The sequence below is a fragment of the Methylobacterium iners genome (assembly GCF_022179305.1).
In the GTDB taxonomy this organism is placed as follows: domain Bacteria; phylum Pseudomonadota; class Alphaproteobacteria; order Rhizobiales; family Beijerinckiaceae; genus Methylobacterium; species Methylobacterium iners.
Genome location: NZ_BPQP01000008.1, coordinates 19141 through 36420 on the forward strand (window position 1 = coordinate 19141; position 17280 = coordinate 36420).

Genomic DNA, 17280 nt, shown 5'->3' on the forward strand with positions numbered 1-17280 from the left:
GCACGCAGGGCCACGGCGCTCACCGGGCGAGATCGCCGAGCCCGCGGGCGATGGCACTGGCCCGCGCCAAGCGCTCGCGGAGCGGTCCGCTATCGGTGCGCAGCGTGTCGAGGCGCGCGAGCACGTCCTCGAAGCTCGTGGCGTCGGCCGCCAGGGCGAAGACACCCTCCAGGAGCGGATCGGTGAGCACCTGCCAGTCCGAGAGCTGCTCGTCCTGGAGATCGTCGATCGCGTCGCGCGTCGGATCGAGGGCGGCCAACCGCACGGCCGCGCAGCCGGCGCAGTGGCAGCCTCCAGGATGGCCGGGGCGTAGCGAGAGCATCGTGGGATCGGGCGGCGTCCTACCGGGCGCCGGTGGCGTCGGCGGGACGGCCTCGGGCTTCAGCAGCTCCTCACCGTCCTCGGGCTCGGACAGCGCAAGCTTCTCACGCATCTGCCGCTGGGAGACGCGCAGGCCCAGCGGCACGAGCTTGGCGACGCCATCGGTGATCGCCTTGATGTCCTCCGGCTCGGCCACCGGGAAGTCCACCTGCGGATAGACGTCCTGCGGGCCGAAGTTGAAGGCGACGAACCAGGGGATCAGGTCGCGATTGACGGTGCCGGCGGTCTGCTGACCGTCCGCCCGCTTGATGTCGATGCGGACCTCGTTGTGGATCTTGGCCTGGCCCAGCGACGAACCCTCGTCGGACGTCATGGTCTGGCCGAGCACCACCTTGGAGACCTGGCGATCCAGGTAGGAGAGCAGCTCGCCGAAGACGGCCTCGCCGTGACTGCCCTGGACGGCATGGAAGTCGATCTCCATCCCGGCGGGGATGATGGCGGCCGCGTCGCTTGCGATCGACCGCACCGCGTGCAGCAGCGTCCGTTTGTCCCCGTCGCTGGCGCCGGCGTTGTACTTACCGACGCGGAAGGGGATGCCGTAGATTTCCGCGAAGGCGCTCCAATCCTGAAGGGTGAAGGACTGGACGATGAACGACCAAGCCACGGGCCGCGCGAGGCCGCTCCGCAACGGCAGGCCTGTCAGGATCGAGGGCATGTGCCGGAGGAACAGTCCCGGCGGGATCGGATCGCCGTCGAAGTTCGTGTCGCTGGCGAGCCGCAGATCCTCCAGGGTGACGCGATCGAACTGGAAGAAGCGCGGGTCGCGGTGCTTGTACTGGACCGGTCGCATCATGCCGCGCTGGTAATCCCAGATCGGCTCGACCATCGAGTAGCCCTTGGCCACGCCATCCTGAAGGTCGGAGCAGGCGGCGCGGAAGCCGGGGTCGTTCACGAGCTCGGTGACCGCGTCGGTGATCTTCGTGCTGACCCCCTGAGGCGTCGTCACCTGCGGGTCGATCGTGTCGAAGGCGAGCCGGCGGACCTGGAGCTGCGAGCGGTAGTGCATGTACCGCTCCTCCATCTCAATGGAGAGCGTGAGGTAGGCCCGGGCATGCCCGTGGTTCGCCTGGCGCATGATGTCGGCCAGGCGCTCGGGCGTGAGGCCGGAGGCGACGGCATCCATCTGGATGCTGCGCACGCCCCACTGCATCGTGGGCGCGAACTCCTGCGTGAAGAGCGGCACCTCGACGGCGCGCCCGTCCGGACCGAGGATCGCGGATTTGCGGGTCGGCGCCATGTCACAGAGCCCTTTGGATCGCGTCGCGCTTCAGCGCGTCGTAGAGGCGGAACACGGCGTTGATCGAGCGCGGCCGGCCGCCGGGCGCCGTCCGATGATGGCGCGGCAGCATCCAACGCGGCGTCCGACGCTCAGGCCGGAGCCATCCCGGGACCCGCTCGGCGACCGCCTGGAAATACGCTCGGCGGCGAACGAGCGGGACGCGCCTGAAATGTTCCCAGCAGATCCATTCCTGACCTGGCTTGCCCCGCCGCCAGTGCCGGCAGAAGGGCACACAGCAGGGAACGCGATGGCTGGCCTCGGCTACCACAGCGACCGTCCCCCAGCCTGATCGGCCAGGAACATGTCGCCGATGTCGTCCGCATAGGCTGGGGTGTAGGCATACTCGATGATGTCGGCGCGGCTCGCCGCGTAGGCCATGACGCCGGCAACGAAGGCATCGCAATGGCGCTTCACGCCGCCCTCGCCGGCTTGGCGGAGGTTCGGGATCGTTGGGATACCGCCATGGTAGACCGGGGTCGCGAGGTCGCGAACCACGTCCGCATCCTTCGGGATCGTGATCGCATCGTCCTCAAACGCGGCCTTGAAGGGCGCCACTTCGGCCAGATACCAGCCGGCGGAGATCTTGACCTCCTCCACGACGTGCTCGCCGTAGCGCTGGGTCGCGACCTCGGCGAGGTAGGCGCCGTTGCCGCCGGCATCGAGCTTGATGGCAAAGAGGCGGGGAAGACGGTCGCAGATGTAGAACAGGATCTGGCGCTGCTGCTCGAAGGGCACGTTCGCCAGCTCGACCACGAAGGGCGTGTGCCGTCGCAGATCCTTCTGGATGGCCAGCGGCCACAGAATGGTCAGGTCGGAGAGCCGGCCGAAATCCTCGCCCAGGGCGTGGCTCAGGCGTCGATCGAGCAGAGCCAGCAACGGCGCCAGCTCGCGCCCGCACCACTCAGCTACCGTGACCTCGCGGACTTCGGCCGCGAGCAGCTTGAAGCTGTCGGGATAGGCGAGGCGGAGGACCGGGATGTCCTCCCGGGCTCGCGCCTCCACGAGGACGCGCGGCAGCACCACGCCGCCGCCCTGGCTGGGTATGACGTAGAGCTCCTCGTCCGCGCCGTCGCCGTAGGTCCGGATCAGGTTCTCACGCCAATCCGCCTCGGCCTCGGGCGACCACACCTGGCGCCCGTTACTGACGAGGCAGATGCGCTCGTACAGACCGGCGCGCAGCGCATCGTCCAGGTCGAAGCGCACGAGCCCATAGGGCAGGCGTCCCGCCCGGATCTCGCCGATGACCTCGGCGAAGGGGTTGGAGGCGCCGTTGTGGGTGGAGATCACTAGGACCTTGCCGCCCCACATGGTCAGCGCGATCGCGGCCTTCAGCATCTCGCGGAGGTTATCGACGAACGCCCCCTCGTCGATGATGACGAAGCCTTGGCGGCCGCGGAGCACCCGCGGCTTGGACGGCAGGGCGACGATCGAGAAGCCCGAGGCGAAGTCGATCCGGGTGGCCTTGATCCCCTTCTCGGAGCCGTCGTCGAACAGGACCTCGCCCTGCGCCTCGATCGTGTGGCCGAGGATGCGCGCCCAGAAGCCGGAGGCGTCCACGAACTCCTTGGCCATGTCGGCCGAGGTGCCGATGTAGAGGGTGTCCATGCCGCCGGCGGCGCGCTGCGCACCGGAGCGCAGCACGCCATCGGCTGCGGCACCGAAGGTCGCGCCGGTACGCCGGCTCTTCTCAACGAAGGTAACGTCGTAGGCGGCCGACGTGGCGCTGATCTCAGCCTGGTAGGAGAGCAGCGGCCGCGTCGCTTTCCAGTCGTCGGAGGTGGCGCGGCCTTCCGCCCGGCGGATCTCCACCCAGGCGTCGCGCCCGATCTCACGTCCCATCGGCGGGCACTCCGAACAGCTCGCGGCGCAGCTCGGCCGTCACCTCGGCCGAGACACCGCGGGCCTTCGTCACCTTGTCGATCGCCTCGGCCGCACCGGCCTTGAAGTCGGCTTCAAGCTTCGCGCGCCGCTCGCTGGAGATCTTCTGCCCCTGGATGACAGCGAGGTGCGCGCGCGCCAGCTCCATAGCGCCCTTCGAGGACAGCTCGGCGCCGTCCGTCTGCACGATCTCGAAGATGAGGAGCTTGATGAACTCGCCGAGCACGAGGGTGTGCTCGTCGACCTTCTCGGCCGTGAACTGCGGGGCCAGGCCGGCGAAGATGTGCCGGGCCTCGTTGAGGCGGTTCGACATGGCCGCGAGCTTCATGGACTTGCGGTTGAACGCCGATTTCGAGATCGGCGGGATGCCCTTCACCTGCAGGCGGTCGTTGAGCTCGAACAGGATGTCCGCGGCCGTGCGCTCGCGCCGGTTCAGCTCGCCCACCGCCCACACCACATCGTCCTGCGCCTCCTCGGGCAACAGGTCGATCGTGGAGAGGCGGCCGCGGCCGAGCCGGCGGTCCTCGGCGCGATCGGCGGCTTCGCTCACCTCACACCCCCGGGGACGGGCGCGCGACGCCTTCGATGATGGAGCGTCGCAGCACGTGATCGATGCCGGGCTGAACGATGGTGGCGATCAGCACCGAGCCCGTTTCGGCGTTCCGGACCGCGCCGAGCTCTTCAAGCTTGCGCAGCTGCGTCCGGACCCAATCACGGCTTCGGTTGTGCCCGAACGCCTCCACCACCTTCTGCAGGATCGTGTCGCTGAGACTGTAGTTCGTCTGCGCGGCAAGCTCCTTGAGGATGACGAGACGCGCATCCTCCTCCATGTGGCGGCTGAAATCCGGTTTGCTCATGACCCTGCCTCGTTCCCCTTCGCGGTGCCGCCGGCGATCACTTCAGCCGTCGATCTCATCAAAAAGTCTTCGATCCGCTCGACGGAGCGGGTGGTGGCCTGCGTGTTGATGACCAGGCCCTTCACCTCGCCTCGCATCTCGGCGACTTGCAGCCCGACATTGGTGACGCTGTCCTTGGTGGCCAAATGGTTGACCACCATCCGGACGGCGCGGACGTCATGGTCTGTTTCTTTCTGCCGTCGCTCCACATCGTCGAGCCGCCGCCGAACGTCCTCGATCTTGCCGTCGGTTGTTCGCGACGGGCGTGGGGTGCGCGGCACGAGGATGGCAGCGGCAAAGATCAGGAGCACGAATGCGCCCACCCCCAGGGCGAGCCAGACCTCGACGCTCATGGCGACAGCTCGATCGTGTCGGCCGCCTCGATTGCCTCCGGAGGCAGGCGGCCCTCTCTCACGGCGCGCAACAGATCGATGGCCCGCCGCAATTGGTTGCGCATCAACTCGATCTTGGTCAGCAGCTCGCGCTGCCGGTCCTTCAGACGGTCGTTCTCGCGCTCGACCTTGTCCGCCTCGTGCTGGAGCCGCTCCTCTCGCGCCGCCAGGCGGTCGACCTGCTCGATGAGCTGATCGACGAAGTTCTGCTTGCTCTCGCCGGCCTCCACACCCTGGAACAGGCCCTTCGTGCGCGCGTACAGGATGACCGCCAGCGCCAGCCCGACGATCAGGGCGGCGATCAGCGAACCCGCCGGGCCGGTGACGGCAACGAATTGGGTGAGCAGCTCGGCGTACTTCTCCATGTCAGCCCCCGGTCCGAGGGCGTCCCGCGCAGTAGACGCCGTGGCAGAGAGCCGCGAACCCCATGATGACGTAGATGAAGGTCCCTGGCGCCAGCCCGCCGGTCTTGACCTCAATGCGCAGGAAGCTTGCCGCGACGCTCAGCCAGATCCAGGCGGTGAGCATGTCCGCGACGAGGACGATGTTCGATCGGGCCGGGCGCAGGAAGGCAGCCGCGTGTAGGAGAGCCAGCGACGCGAAGAAGGCTATCCAGGCAGCGTCCGGCAGCCAGTGCATGCCGGCAAAACGGCCTGTGTCGAAGGTCTCGGGCCGTAGCGGCATCAGCACCGCCCAGACCGTCGCGAAAAGACCCATGGCCAAGTTGAAGCCGGGCACGCCGTCTCCGAACAACCTCTCGATGAACCGGACCAAGGGGCCTACGGCGCGCGCCGCCCCCCGCCTCATCGGGCCGTCGTCCCGGCCGAACACAAACGCTTCCACTTCCGGTTCTCCCGGTCGGCCTGTTCCTTGGTGGCGCGCGTGTCCTGGGCCGACCACCGGATGGGCCGCGCGATGTCGCAGTAGGGTGCGGCCGGGGGCGGAGCCTCGGCCGGGGTGCACTGGAAGATGAAGAGGAGGCCGACGCAGGTGAGCATCCCTAATCCTCCGCCTCTTCTTCCAACGCCATGATGCGAAGCTCCATCGCTCCTACGATCGTGTCATCGGTCAGGCCGCTATCTTGAGCCTTGCTGATGAGCTCTATGAGCTGTTCTTCGAACTCGGCCTCAGACATCTCAGTCGCTCCTGCGGAAATCCTGGTCGAAGGCGCCATCCGTCGGATCGGCGCAAAGGGAGGGAAAGGAGGCCGACGCAGGTGGGCTTCAGTTCACCCCAGGAAGCTGACGCCGCCGGACCGATGCGCAGCGGCTTGAAGCATCTTCGTCGCGAAGCAGTTGCCGTCTCCGCTCATACGACGCATTTCGATCACGATCGCGCAGGCGAGCGAGTAATCATCGTCGATCTGGACTTTCCCAGCCTCGACTTTTTCTCGTTCGTAGGATGCTAAAATCATCTCCCGAAGCGTAGAGATGCCTACCGTGAGACTGAGCACGTCGCTTCGCATCTCGACACGTAGTGGCTGAAGCTTTTCCTCCATCTCAATCCCTCCTGAATTCCTGATCGAAGGCGCCGTCCGTCGCGTCGGCGCGATGGGCCGCCTCGGCCTGCGCCTCGACCTCTCGCGCCGTGCGGATCGTCACCACCGTCTGTTCGAGGCTGGCGGCGATCGCCTCGGTTCGCCCGAGGCCGCGCTCGCGCTCGGTATTAGCCCGGCTCATCACGAGGCCGAGGAGCTGGACGACGGCCTTGATGAGCGCGAGGACGGACACTTCAGCGAAGCGCCTTCTTCGCGGCGAAGCGGCCATAGATGGTGAGCACCGTCCCGCCCAGGGCAGCGCCGGCCACCACCAGGGCCTCTGTCTGGTCCACCACGAGCTTCTTGGTCTCCTCGTCCAGATCGACGCCGAAGAAGCCGCCGACGATCGCCACACCCGTGATGGCGGTGCCGATGATCGTCTTGCTCAGGTACCAGGGCTTGGTCTCAGTGTTGGCGGGGGTGCCGTTCATGATCGTGCTCCTTGGTGGTGAGCGGCTGGCTCAGGCGGCGCAGGCCTCATCGAAGACGGGCACCGGCACCGTCTGACCGGCTAGGGCATGCGTACTGTCGGTCAGGAACTGGATCTGCCCGTCCGTGACGAACGAGTGGCACACGGTGCATGTGAAGGGGGCGGGCCGCTCGGGATGCTCGGCGTTGTAGGAGCACCAGCACGGCTTGCCGGCCTGCTCCGGGATGTGATGGCCGGAGCGCACCAGCACGGACGGCGTGAAGGTCGGCCGGTCATAGTCGCCGTTGAAGCCCCAGCGTGGTCCCGCCCCCTCGCCGACCCTCACGCTGTGCGCGCCGTCGCAGCCCGGGCACCAGAACATGAGGAGGCCGCCCTCGGCGACGCGCAGAATACCCTTCGCGCTCATGACAGTCTCGCTGCCTGAACGTGCATCCAGTCCATGTCCCGGGCGCGGCCGAGCGAGACCCAGCCTTCACCCTCCCAGATCTTCCAGAAATTCTCGGCGTCCGGCTTCGCCAGGCGCGCCTTCTCGCCGCCCCATGCGAGCTGATTGCGCTCAGGATCGAAGTCGATCGCGATGCCCCAGCTATGCATCGAGTAGGACGAGCCGCCCCGCATCTTCCGGACGTTCAGGGAGCCCCCGAACAAGTCGAGCCCGAGCTTCTTGCGCGCCGCCTCGTCGTAGACATCCGCGATCCGCTCAAAAGCGCGGCCGGCACTGTCGGCTACCTTCTCATGCAGCGAGATCGCGCGGATCAGCGTGCTCTTGTCCCAGGCCAGCCGCATTGCGAAGGGGAGCTTGACCTTGACCTGATGGAGGCCAACGCCGCCGTAGAAGGTCATGCAGTCGCGCTGGCGAGGCCAAGGCTCGCCGGAGACCCGGGCCTCGGCGCGGGCCGGCTCGAACGTCGGAAGATCGTCCGTCCGCTTCGGCACTGTGTGGGGAAAAAGCGCCGCCCTCGTCAGCGTCCCAACCTTGCCGTCCGGCGACAGCCCGTGCGCGACCTGGAAGGCCTTAATGGCCCTGGTGGTGCCAGGCCCGATGCGACCGTCCGCACCTTTCGGGCCGACGCTGAACCCCCGCGCCACGAGCGCCTGCTGGATTGCTTTGGTGGACATGCTCGGCCAGGCTCGGTGCGGGGAAGATCCCGAACTTCAAGGCTGAATATGTCTAATGACCACAAGCATATTCCCGCTAAAGTTCTACAGCACTACTCTTGCGCTACTCATCGAAAAGGCTGCGCTGACCTGAGGCACGCACCCGTTCTTCGCGGCTCATGAGGTTGTAGATCGAGCGCTCGGTTAGGCCAGCGGCGCGCGCGGCCTGGGATACGCTGGCGCCCTTGTCCAAAGCTTCACGGGCGATGCGCCTGGCATTCTGCAGGGCGCCGGAGAGCCCGAGCGGCACAGCGATGTTCTCTCCCGCATAGAGCTTCCGCACAGCACTCGCAGCTTCCATGCCGAGCAGCTCGGCGAGCCAGTGTCCTTCGGAGATCTTGCGGGGCACATAGATCCGGGTGCCACCCTTCGCCTGCGCCAGCTTCAAGGCAGCCGCAACGCCGGCGACGTCTGCGATGTCACGAAGGACAGGCGGCAGTCGAAGGCTGCTGACAGTCGACGTCATGGCAGCTCGCGCTCCCAGACTTCTCGCCCGTCATGGTCCGGATCAAACTGCTCGCGAACCTCGGGCAGCCGAAACCAGCCCGGCAACGTGAGGCAATGGGCGCAGAGTGGGAGCTCCGGCGGCGCTGCTGCCGCGATGGCGATGATGCGCCGACCGCATTCGCAGCAGTCGAATTCAGCGGCCACGGGCAGCCTCCGGAGGCTCGTCGGCGACCAACACAGCCCCGGCCTTGGAGGGGGCATGCTTCGCGCAGTAATGCTGCCCAAAAGTTCGAAGGGTGCAGCCGAACCCGTAGGGTGCCCGCTCGCGAAATCCGCTGCGAAGCAAATTGGCAGATCCTGCGGAGCCGGACGTGACACAGGGAGCTTGCCAGCCATCAGGCACGCGCCCCGAGCGCGGCCTTAACGACCGCCCGACCTTCGACGCTCAGTCCGTAGCCAACGGATTGATAGTTCTCGATCTCGACCCCGAAACTCTCCGTCTTCTCGCGAATACGCCGGATCACCACGCTGATGTGGCGGGTCGACCGGTCACCCGTGCCCTTGGTCATGGCGGCCGCAATCCTGGCGTAGGATAGGCAGCCACCTTGAGAGTAGAGAAGCGCGAGAACCTGGGCCTGCTGACCGGTCAGATCCCAACGACGAGGGAAGCTATAAGCCGGCGCCAGGATCGCGTTCAGCCGGCTGTTCTCAGCCCGAAGCCGATCGTTTTCCAATCGCAGCTCTTGAAAGACCGGATCTCTCCAGGGCTCCCTTGCTGTTGACCTCATCACCAGCGGCCGCGCCCGAGGTGGTCGGCGGCGCCATGCTTCACTCGGCATCGCGCTGCTCCAGTCCGTGTTCCAGACCGTCGTGCTGTGCGTCGATGAAGGCCCTTAGGAAGGCGGATCGGAACCAACCAGGTTCAAGCAGACAGAACCGGCAGAGCCGGAAAAGTGGCGGCTCCTCCTTGGTGGCGTCCAAGACGCTGTGGCCGCATTCGCAGCAGGTGAATTCAACCGGCACGACGCACCTCCGCCGTTCCGGACTGGGCGCGGCGGAGCTTGGCGCCGAGCGCCGAGGACGCCTTGTCCAGCTCGGCCGGCGTGACGTCGGCCTCGACGCCAATCCGTCCCGAGGCGCCGCGTGTTACGGCCGAGACGTAGTCGACGAGGCCGCTGTAGCTCTCGACCGGACCAAAGGCCCGCACAGCGCCGAGGTTGATGCAGCGCCGCCACTGGGCGCGCAGGATGGCCCATTTGACTTGGCTCAGCGCGACGTCGCGATCGGTGTCGAGAAGTGGCCAGACCACGCCCGCCTCACGGGCGAGCCAACCTTTCAGCGCCTCAATCGCAGCACGGGCGTCCATCGCGTCCCGCAGGAAGCGTGAGTGCGGGACGCCGGTCTGCCGCTCGACGAAGGCGTGCATTGCACCGTCCGTCCGATCATGCACGACGCCAAGGTTCCAGCCAGCGATCCACATCGCTTGCAGCTTCGGGGCGAAGCGGCCGCTTGCCTTCGCCTTGGAGGGGCGTTCAACAGGCCTTGAAGCGCCCGGGATCTCGCGCAGGCGGATAAGCAGGCGATCGGCGTCCGCACGGCTCAGATCCTTTGACGTCGAGACGTCGTAAGCCTGCAGCATGGCCCGGTAGGAGGCCTCGTCGAGGCGCGTGCGCGTCTTGATCGCGTGGATCGCGCGGATCTGCTCGGGAGTGATCGGGACGGCACTCATTTGCCGGATGCCATGAAAGCGCCGAGGACATAGCCGATCGAGGCGCCGACACTGAGGAGGAGGTAGCCGTACCCCACCATCTCCCACGTGCTCATGGCTGCCTCCGAAGGTGCCGGACGATCGCGGTGATGACGATTTCGTTGGGCGCCTCCTGGCGGCTCTGGCAGTGCTCGAGCAGTTCCAAGGCGAGAGCGGTGGGCAGCTTCACCGCATAATCGAGGGTCGCCGTCCCGGTTGCCGCATCAACGTTCTGGATCCGCACCAAGCCCGCTTGTGGCGGCAACGCCGGCGCCGACGTGGGGGCCGCCATCGCGGCTGATGCGCTCTCAGACACGAGGGTGAGAGCCCTCTTCCGGTTAGCTGGCATTTCGTGGAGATAGCCCCGCTCGATCAGTCCCTGGACGAGGCGATGGATGTTGCTCTTGGAAGCCACACCGAGGTGATCGGCCATCTCGGTGTAGCTCGGTGCTTCCAGGCCGGCAGCGACGCGCGCGCTGATGAAGTCGAGAAGCTGGCGCTGGCGTATGGTGAGGTTGAGCTTTGGCCGGAAGGCGGTCTGCGCGTTCATCGTGCGCTCCTCTCAATCGGGAGGAAGACGAGGGCCGCCTTGGGCACGGCGAACACCAAGCCGTCGTCGCAACGGAGACGGACGTGCGTGTCCGACAGCTCCGCGGTGATCTCGCCCGTGATCGTGCTGCCGTCCCTGCAGTCGGTGACGGCAGCCCGGATGACGGGCGCAGCGGCGGCCGCGGCCGCAGCGAGGGCGGCAAGAGCACTGTCCTGATGGGGAGGCGCGCGCATCACGGCCTCCCGTCATCAGGGCGAGTGACATCCCGCAGCGTTGCCATCATCGCGTCGAAGCGTCGGCCAGCGGCCCGGCTCATCGCGAGGCTGCGAGTGCTGGCGGCGGCGATCGCCGCGATGCCGGCGATGAGCATGGGCTCGGTCGACCCGGCCGAGGCAGCTTGGACCGATGCGCCGACGGCGACCGAGGCGGCCGCCCATTCGAGAAGGGCGAGGGAGACGCGGCCGAGGAACGTCTTCATCACGCCACCTCGCGGATCTGAGAGGCGAGCGGCTCGACGGCGAACTCTTCCGGGCTGCGTGTAACGATGACGCCCCGCACCGTCTCCGCGACCTCGCGGGCGGCGAGCATGGCATCCTTGTTCGGCTCGACCTTCGTCCGCAGGAAGCCCTCCAGGATCTGGATCTTGGCGTAGTGCTCCGCCGCCTCGACGTTGCGCCGGGCTTGCTTCGCGTCGGCCATGGCCGCTTCGAGAACCGCGATCCGCTCTCGGATGGCCTCGACGACGTCCTCATTCCGTAGGCCGCGGTGCTTCACCGAGAAGCGGCCCTCCCGCCACAGGACGGTGCCGGTCGGGAGCTGCACGGTTTTGGACCTGCCGCCCTGGGTGAGGCGCTCGCGGTTCGCTGAGGCCCAGATCGCGAGGGCTTCGATGATTGCGGTCTGTGCTTCTTGGAACTCCTTTAGCGTCTTGCCATGCTCGGCCTCGTGTGCGGCGATCACGGCGTCGTGCCGGGCCTGCGCCTCGGTCTGATCGCGTTGCGATGCGCCGAGCTTCGCGATCAACTGCTCGGCCTCAGCATCATTCTGCGGCACGGGCAGGTTGGTGCCGGCCGCCTTGGTCTTAGCGCGCGCCATCGACGGGCTCCTCTGCAATTGCTCGGGGGAGGGGCAGGTAGCCGGCGGCGAGCAGGCGCTCCTGCAGCTCGGCGTAGCGGTCTGGATCGGGAGTGCCGGTGGAGTAGGCCGCGGCCGAGCGGGCGATCGCGTCGAGCTGGCCGACGAGCACGGCCATCGAGCAGATCGCGTTGAGGGAAAGGCCGGTGGCTGCCCGCCGCAGATTGGCGTCGTCGGTCATCCGGACCCGACTGGCGGCCGCGATGGTTTCCTCGACGGTCAGCAGCGAAATGGCGGGGGAGCGGACGGGTGCGTTCATGCGGCCGACCCTCCCTGCCGGACCGGCACGCCCGCCGCCGTGGGAAGGCGCATGACGCGACCCTCGGGATCGAGCGGCACAGCAAGGCGGGCGAGCTGGCGGCGCGCCGTAGGGGTCAGCGGCGCGACCTCGTGCTCAACAAGCGCATGCACAAGGCCGTGGGCGCGGGCGAAGTCGACAATGGTCGCCACACTGCTCGCCGCCTCGCGTAAGCCTTGGACGATCGCGCCGCAGAGGTCAGCGTCGAGCTGGAGGCCGCCCTCGCGGGCGCCCTCTTCGAAGACGTGGAGGAGATCCTCCACCGCCGGCACAGGATTGAGGAATTCGGCCATTCAAGCCCCCTTCAAGCGTGAGTGCGGGCAGCCCGAGCGGCAGGCGCGATAGACGCGAGCACGGGCCGAGTTGGAGGTGGCGAAGGGCATCTTCTGCTCGTTGAGGCAGCGGTCGCGGCCGATCTCCCCGAGCACGGGGCAGATCACGACCTCGCCCATGAGGGCGCCCCGGATCTTCGCGAAGACGGCGTCATGATCGCCCGGGTAGCGAGCAGAGAGCAGGTGGCTCACGACAGCGGGCGAGTAGCCAATCGCCTTCGCAGCAGCGGCACCAGTGTTCCGATCGACGTAGAGAGCGAGTTCGCGCACCTCGTCGGGGATCGCCGGTCCCCAGGCGGCAGCGGCCTTCTCGGTGGCCGAAACCTTCATGCCGCCGCTCATGACGCGCACCGGCGCATGCTGCGGGCGTTGCGGTCGATGACGTCGCCAGCCCCGGTGATGACGGGCACGTCCGGACCCGTGTTCTTCCCGGGCCGGATGCGCAGCACCTTCCAGCGCCCGTTCTTGCCGAGTACCTGCAGGTAGCCGGCCTGCTCCAGCTTCCAGCAGAAGATCCGTGCCGTGTCCGAGCTGATCATGACGTCGTCGGTCGAGGCAGTCGCGGCCAACTCCCTCGATGTGAAGGACTGCAGGCCGCGCATGGCGGTCCACATTTGCTGGTGCGCGGCGCCGAGTAGGCCCACCCGATCCGGCTTCTCGAAGGGCGCGGCTTCCGGAGCAGTATCCTTAACGGCGTAGAGCTTTTGTGGCTGGCGACGGGAGGACGGGAACGGCCGCTCACCGACCTCTTCGAGGTGGCCGGCCCGGTAGCAGGACCGCACGTAGCATTTGACCGTGTTCGGCTTCTCCGCCTTGCAGAGCTCGACGATGTCCCGGATCGTGAAGCCACTCGCCCGCTTCGTGAGGGCACACATCGCACGCCAGTAGGCCTTAGGTCCGCCCGCCTTGATTTGATGCTGGCGCTTCATGCCGCCCTCCGCAGCATGCGGCTAGGATTGCGCACCTTCGGGACGTCGCCGGTGAAGAACCGGCCGTCGTAGCTCTCGTCGACAGTCTTCGCGCCGTTGTGGCGGGCCCATTCCGAGATGTGGTCGAGGTTCGTGACAATCCGGCGGGCGCGGCCCTCGCTGCGGTCGCAGACCCGATCCAGTAGCCCATCCGTGAACTGCAGGTGGGGAACGTAGAGGGCGGCGAGCTTGCGGGTGTCCTCGCGATCGCAGGGCTCCGCCGGCGCCCAGTCGAGCACTCGGTTGTGGACGCGCTCGACCTTCACGAGCTTCGAGGGAAGCGCCTCCTCTCCGATGAGAACGACCGGCGCTTGGCTGCACTCCGCAATCTCGCGGACCAGCTCGATCATGCCCTTGTCGACGAGCTTGTCCGCCTCGTCGATCATAAGGGGCCGATCGAATTCGGCACCCAGCAGCTCGACGGCGCGCTCCACCATGTCCGCGACCGTGCCCCGCGGCACGACGCCGAGTTCGATCAGGATCGATTTCATGAGGGTCTTGCGGGTCCAGCTGTCGCCGACCTCGACCCGCACCGCGTTTGTCTTGTTCTGCGCGTAGATGGCGGCTTGGGTTTTCCCGTAGCCGGAGGGACCATGCATCACGCCGATGTTCGGCAGATGCGGGCGGCGCCCCTGGAGCTTGCGGACGAGGGCCATCATCGCTCGCACATTCTGCAGGGCGGCGTGGCTCTTGCTCTTGTCGTCGTTGGCGTTCGTGGTCATGTTGATGCCCGTTCCACTTTCCGCCCCGGTCTTGCGCCGGGGCTTTTCTTTGGTCCGTCAGTTCAGCGCTGCCTCTCCGAAGTCGTCGTAGAGATCCTGAAAAGACCGGTGCTCCGGCCCGGCCTCGTAGCCGCCCAGCCAAAGGGCATCGGCGGTCTCGATGGCTTCGCCCCGATCGATACGGGCGCGCAGATCGAGCGCGCGACGAAAGCGAAGCTGTGGGGTGTCGCCGCGCCGAAGCGGCTGGACGTTTGTGACTGGCGGGACGGATGAGAGATCCGCCTCGATCTCGGTCATGAGGGTGCGCTCAGCAGGTTCGAGCGCGGCCCGGGGGAGGGCAGGCTTCGAGACCTCGGCGGCGGCCTCCAGGGCAGGCGTGGTGTGCACGTCGGTGGGTCGCGGGAATGCGACGAGCTTGCCTGAGGCCTCTGCAGCTTGGCGGAGGATCGTATCCGCGAAATCGCGAGGCTTGATCCGCTTTGCCTCCTTGCGGATCTCTGCGGTCGCGGTGTCGATCATTTCCTTTTGCGCACGCTTGGCGTGAGCGACAGCCGCCACAGGATCGACGCCGAGGACGTCGGGACAGACGGCCTCGCCGAGGTATTGGCCGCCGTCCGGCGCGAACAGGAAGGCGCGGCCGAGGTCGCACGGGTCCATCCGCACGAAGACTTGGGTGTCCGGCATGAGGTGAGGCGTGAGGTAGATCGAACGGTCGATCCGGAGGCCCTGCTTGCCGACGATGCGCAGGCCATCTCGTCCGGCGACCGGCGCCAGCAGAAGGTCGAGGGCGCGCATGTCTTCGATGCGACGTGTGCGGCCGGCATAGGCAGCGGCCGCAGCGTAGGGCGTCACGCCGTCTAGACTGGCGTGGGGCCGGTGCTGGTAACGGTTCTCGGCCCAGCCGTCGCAATAGGCCTGCAGCTCGGCACCGGTGAGCGTCACACAGAACGCTCTGGCATCGGTCTCGCCGAGGCGATCGGCAAAGGCCTTGCGGGCCTCGATCACCTTTCGATCGACGACGCTGTGACCGATGAACCCCGGGAGGAGGGGGCCGAGATCACGCTGGAAGGTCCCGATGACGCGCTCCACGAAGGCTTTCGCCTCAGGTGTGAAGGCTGGTGACAGCTCCCGTTCAATCCCAAGGTTGGCGAGCAGCCGCTCGCTCGCCTTCGCAGTGAAGTCGCTGCCGTTGTCCGTCTTGATCCGCTCGGGCACGCCCCAAGCCAGGAGTGCACGGCGCAGCATCAGGCCGACCGCTTCGGCGCGTGGCGTGCGCGAGACGTAGACGACGACGCGCCGCGAGAAGACGTCGATCGCCAGGTAGACCGAGTGGCGGCCATCGACGCAGAGGGCGTCCATGGGGCTCGCATCGATCTGCCAGACCTCGTTGAGGCGGGTGACCGTGCGGTCGGTGTGCGAGCCGGAGAGCTTGTAGCGGCTCTTGAAGGCATCCGGGTTGGTCAGCGCCGTGAGCGCGACCTTCTCCGAGGACTTCCAGCGCTTGAGGGCGTCCTGGATGGTGCGGATCGGCGGCAATGGCACCGTCCGGATCGAGCCACCCGCCTTCGAGAGCGTGAGCGTGTCGCCGAAGCGTTCCCGCAGCATGGCGCGCACATGATCGGCGGAGAGGTGCGGCCGGCTCACGATCAGCGCGAGGCAGTACACGCGAACTTGGCCGTCGTTTGCCTGCTCCAGGACGCCGCATCCACGACGGGCCGCACCACGGTCGACCGCCAGAGCCGCCGTCCGCCCTGCTTTCGCAGCCGCTCGCCAGCGCTGAAGTGTCCGCAGCGTCAGCTTGGGCACCTCCGCCCGGACCCATTCGGGGAGACCTAGGCGTCCACTCTGATAATCGGCGATCGTCAGCAGATCGGCGTGTTGGCGCGGCAGCTTCGCCGTCTCGAAGATCCGATCAGCCGCCGCGAGAATGGCGAGGCGAGCATCGCGGGCCTCTGCAGCATCGTCCCGCAGGCCGGCTGCAGCAGGCTCGGCCTCGGCAGCAGCTGCTGCAGCCATCGGGACTGCATCGGACACGAAGCAGTCGACGTAGGCCTTGCGGGCGTCGGGCGGGAGAAGATCGAGGTGGTACTCGATCCCGCCGCCGGCATGCCGACGCTTGCGCCAGAGGCTCTTCCTGTCGGCCCAGCCTGCAGCCTCGGCTAGGGCATTCACGTTCCGCTTGGTGCGCGGCAGGCCAGGCAGGGCAAGGTCGGCGATTTCGGAGGCGGTGAGCCAGAGCTTCACGCGACAGCTCCGTTCTTCGCAGCGATCGCGTCCTCAAGGTCGATCTGCCTGGGGTCGACCTCCGGAACGATCTCGGAGATCCTCGGCATGCGCTGGCGCGGCTTAGCCTGTTCGGTGAGGCCGGTATGGGCGAGGAAGCGCTTGCGGCCTTTCGCGTCGAGGCGCTCCCAGTTCGCAACGATGCGCCGGAACAGCTCTTCCTGCGGGTCGGCCTCGCCTGTTGGTGCGTAACCGGCCGCCAGGCGCGCCTTCGCCACAGTCTCTGCGCCACCGCGAGCATGGAGCTTGGCGAGTTGGACCTGGCGCTCGATCGGTTCTGCAGCGAGGCGCTGCAATTCGGCGGCGTTGCGGGACCAATCCGTACCGCGCAACAGCGCAATAGCCTCAGGAGCGAGGCTCTTCACGAGGGCGAGGGCGTACTTGACGGTCCGCTCGCCGACACCGCAGCGCTCTGCCACATCTGCCGAGAAGGTCCGCGGACCAAAGTGCAAAGCCTGCACTTTGGTCGCCTTCTTTGATCGTCGATCACCGCCGCGGCCAGCGTCGGGGTGGAGCAGTTCCCAAACGCGCTTGTGCTCGTCGATGAAGATCGCACGGTCCAGCGGGTTGAGCTCGCTCCTGACGAGGTTCTCCTTGACCTCTTCCAAGCGGGCCTGAAGCGCGCTCCAGTTGCTGATCTCGGCACGATAAGTGGTCCAGCCTGCCAGGACGGCCGCCGCGTGCCGATGACCGCCGATCACCAGGGCGAACGGCTTGTTGATCCCCTCGGCCGGCGCAGGCCGGCGCAGGATGATCGGGGGCAGGCGGCTCCCAGAGAGCAGCGATGCCGCCATAGCCTCGGCAAAGGCTGGGTCTACCGGGCGAAGTCTGTCACCGACGTAGATATC

Annotated in this window: 30 protein-coding genes; all 30 read right to left on the reverse strand. The window is 67.1% G+C overall.

The window, feature by feature from the left end; all coding sequences use genetic code 11:
- Nucleotides 1-19 precede the first annotated feature (19 nt).
- Entirely contained in the window at nt 20-1618 is a 1599-nt protein-coding gene (locus MFF55_RS02905) for a DUF935 domain-containing protein (RefSeq protein WP_238242582.1), read from the reverse strand.
- Nucleotides 1619-1921: 303 nt separating this feature from the next.
- A complete protein-coding gene (locus MFF55_RS02910) occupies nt 1922-3499 on the reverse strand; it encodes a hypothetical protein (RefSeq protein ID WP_238242583.1) in 1578 nt (525 codons plus the stop codon).
- Nucleotides 3489-4088, reverse strand: coding sequence for a DUF3486 family protein (locus MFF55_RS02915; RefSeq protein ID WP_238242584.1), 600 nt, complete (start codon nt 4086-4088; stop codon nt 3489-3491). Before MFF55_RS02915 ends, MFF55_RS02910 begins: the two co-directional genes overlap by 11 nt.
- A gap of 1 nt (nt 4089) precedes the next feature.
- Entirely contained in the window at nt 4090-4395 is a 306-nt protein-coding gene (locus tag MFF55_RS02920) for a VpaChn25_0724 family phage protein (RefSeq protein ID WP_238242585.1), read from the reverse strand.
- The gene (locus tag MFF55_RS02925; protein ID WP_238242586.1) at nt 4392-4787 is read right to left on the reverse strand and encodes a DUF2730 family protein; all 396 of its coding nucleotides are present in this window, start codon (nt 4785-4787) and stop codon (nt 4392-4394) included. The genes MFF55_RS02920 and MFF55_RS02925 overlap by 4 nt, the downstream gene beginning before the upstream one ends.
- Entirely contained in the window at nt 4784-5191 is a 408-nt protein-coding gene (locus tag MFF55_RS02930; RefSeq protein ID WP_238242587.1) for a hypothetical protein, read from the reverse strand. Before MFF55_RS02930 ends, MFF55_RS02925 begins: the two co-directional genes overlap by 4 nt.
- A 1-nt stretch (nt 5192) precedes the next feature.
- Nucleotides 5193-5564 (reverse strand): hypothetical protein, encoded by a 372-nt coding sequence (locus MFF55_RS02935; protein ID WP_238242588.1) that lies wholly within the window; start codon nt 5562-5564, stop codon nt 5193-5195.
- Between the two features lie 65 nt (nt 5565-5629).
- On the reverse strand, nt 5630-5824 hold the full coding sequence (locus MFF55_RS02940) for a hypothetical protein (protein WP_238242589.1): 195 nt from the start codon (nt 5822-5824) through the stop codon (nt 5630-5632).
- Between the two features lie 2 nt (nt 5825-5826).
- Nucleotides 5827-5961 carry a hypothetical protein gene (locus MFF55_RS26720; protein ID WP_283206690.1) on the reverse strand — a complete coding sequence of 45 codons (135 nt, stop codon included), beginning with the start codon at nt 5959-5961 and terminating at the stop codon, nt 5827-5829.
- Nucleotides 5962-6054: 93 nt separating this feature from the next.
- Nucleotides 6055-6324 (reverse strand): hypothetical protein, encoded by a 270-nt coding sequence (locus MFF55_RS02945; RefSeq protein WP_238242590.1) that lies wholly within the window; start codon nt 6322-6324, stop codon nt 6055-6057.
- A 1-nt stretch (nt 6325) separates the two neighbouring features.
- On the reverse strand, nt 6326-6556 hold the full coding sequence (locus MFF55_RS02950; protein WP_238242591.1) for a hypothetical protein: 231 nt from the start codon (nt 6554-6556) through the stop codon (nt 6326-6328).
- Nucleotide 6557: 1 nt separating this feature from the next.
- Entirely contained in the window at nt 6558-6794 is a 237-nt protein-coding gene (locus MFF55_RS02955; RefSeq protein WP_238242592.1) for a hypothetical protein, read from the reverse strand.
- 30 nt (nt 6795-6824) lie between these two features.
- Nucleotides 6825-7199, reverse strand: coding sequence for a ubiquitination-like system serine protease family protein (locus MFF55_RS02960; RefSeq protein WP_238242593.1), 375 nt, complete (start codon nt 7197-7199; stop codon nt 6825-6827).
- The gene (locus MFF55_RS02965) at nt 7196-7912 is read right to left on the reverse strand and encodes a peptidoglycan-binding protein (RefSeq protein ID WP_238242594.1); all 717 of its coding nucleotides are present in this window, start codon (nt 7910-7912) and stop codon (nt 7196-7198) included. The genes MFF55_RS02960 and MFF55_RS02965 overlap by 4 nt, the downstream gene beginning before the upstream one ends.
- Before the next feature lie 103 nt (nt 7913-8015).
- Nucleotides 8016-8417, reverse strand: a complete 402-nt coding sequence (locus MFF55_RS02970) for a hypothetical protein (RefSeq protein WP_238242595.1) — start codon at nt 8415-8417, stop codon at nt 8016-8018.
- Nucleotides 8414-8602, reverse strand: a complete 189-nt coding sequence (locus MFF55_RS02975) for a hypothetical protein (protein ID WP_238242596.1) — start codon at nt 8600-8602, stop codon at nt 8414-8416. Before MFF55_RS02975 ends, MFF55_RS02970 begins: the two co-directional genes overlap by 4 nt.
- Nucleotides 8603-8793: 191 nt before the next feature.
- Nucleotides 8794-8967 carry a hypothetical protein gene (locus MFF55_RS02980; protein ID WP_238242597.1) on the reverse strand — a complete coding sequence of 58 codons (174 nt, stop codon included), beginning with the start codon at nt 8965-8967 and terminating at the stop codon, nt 8794-8796.
- A 259-nt stretch (nt 8968-9226) separates the two neighbouring features.
- Entirely contained in the window at nt 9227-9421 is a 195-nt protein-coding gene (locus MFF55_RS02985; protein ID WP_238242598.1) for a hypothetical protein, read from the reverse strand.
- The gene (locus tag MFF55_RS02990; protein ID WP_238242599.1) at nt 9411-10127 is read right to left on the reverse strand and encodes a regulatory protein GemA; all 717 of its coding nucleotides are present in this window, start codon (nt 10125-10127) and stop codon (nt 9411-9413) included. Before MFF55_RS02990 ends, MFF55_RS02985 begins: the two co-directional genes overlap by 11 nt.
- Before the next feature lie 91 nt (nt 10128-10218).
- Complete coding sequence (locus MFF55_RS02995) at nt 10219-10695, reverse strand: LexA family protein (RefSeq protein ID WP_238242600.1); 477 nt, start codon at nt 10693-10695, stop codon at nt 10219-10221.
- Nucleotides 10692-10928, reverse strand: coding sequence for a hypothetical protein (locus MFF55_RS03000; protein WP_238242601.1), 237 nt, complete (start codon nt 10926-10928; stop codon nt 10692-10694). Before MFF55_RS03000 ends, MFF55_RS02995 begins: the two co-directional genes overlap by 4 nt.
- The gene (locus MFF55_RS03005) at nt 10928-11173 is read right to left on the reverse strand and encodes a hypothetical protein (protein ID WP_238242602.1); all 246 of its coding nucleotides are present in this window, start codon (nt 11171-11173) and stop codon (nt 10928-10930) included. The genes MFF55_RS03000 and MFF55_RS03005 overlap by 1 nt, the downstream gene beginning before the upstream one ends.
- Entirely contained in the window at nt 11173-11790 is a 618-nt protein-coding gene (locus MFF55_RS03010) for a host-nuclease inhibitor Gam family protein (protein WP_238242603.1), read from the reverse strand. The genes MFF55_RS03005 and MFF55_RS03010 overlap by 1 nt, the downstream gene beginning before the upstream one ends.
- On the reverse strand, nt 11777-12088 hold the full coding sequence (locus MFF55_RS03015; protein WP_238242604.1) for a hypothetical protein: 312 nt from the start codon (nt 12086-12088) through the stop codon (nt 11777-11779). The genes MFF55_RS03010 and MFF55_RS03015 overlap by 14 nt, the downstream gene beginning before the upstream one ends.
- Nucleotides 12085-12420, reverse strand: coding sequence for a hypothetical protein (locus tag MFF55_RS03020; RefSeq protein ID WP_238242605.1), 336 nt, complete (start codon nt 12418-12420; stop codon nt 12085-12087). Before MFF55_RS03020 ends, MFF55_RS03015 begins: the two co-directional genes overlap by 4 nt.
- Nucleotides 12421-12789: a transcriptional regulator gene (locus tag MFF55_RS03025; protein ID WP_238242606.1), complete on the reverse strand. Its 369-nt coding sequence runs from the start codon at nt 12787-12789 to the stop codon at nt 12421-12423.
- A gap of 8 nt (nt 12790-12797) precedes the next feature.
- On the reverse strand, nt 12798-13388 hold the full coding sequence (locus MFF55_RS03030) for a hypothetical protein (RefSeq protein WP_238242607.1): 591 nt from the start codon (nt 13386-13388) through the stop codon (nt 12798-12800).
- On the reverse strand, nt 13385-14149 hold the full coding sequence (locus MFF55_RS03035) for an AAA family ATPase (RefSeq protein WP_238242608.1): 765 nt from the start codon (nt 14147-14149) through the stop codon (nt 13385-13387). The genes MFF55_RS03030 and MFF55_RS03035 overlap by 4 nt, the downstream gene beginning before the upstream one ends.
- A 57-nt stretch (nt 14150-14206) precedes the next feature.
- Nucleotides 14207-16393: a TnsB C-terminal domain-containing protein gene (locus MFF55_RS03040; protein WP_238242609.1), complete on the reverse strand. Its 2187-nt coding sequence runs from the start codon at nt 16391-16393 to the stop codon at nt 14207-14209.
- Nucleotides 16390-17226 (reverse strand): ParB/RepB/Spo0J family partition protein, encoded by an 837-nt coding sequence (locus MFF55_RS03045; RefSeq protein ID WP_373874703.1) that lies wholly within the window; start codon nt 17224-17226, stop codon nt 16390-16392. The genes MFF55_RS03040 and MFF55_RS03045 overlap by 4 nt, the downstream gene beginning before the upstream one ends.
- Nucleotides 17227-17280 lie beyond the last annotated feature (54 nt).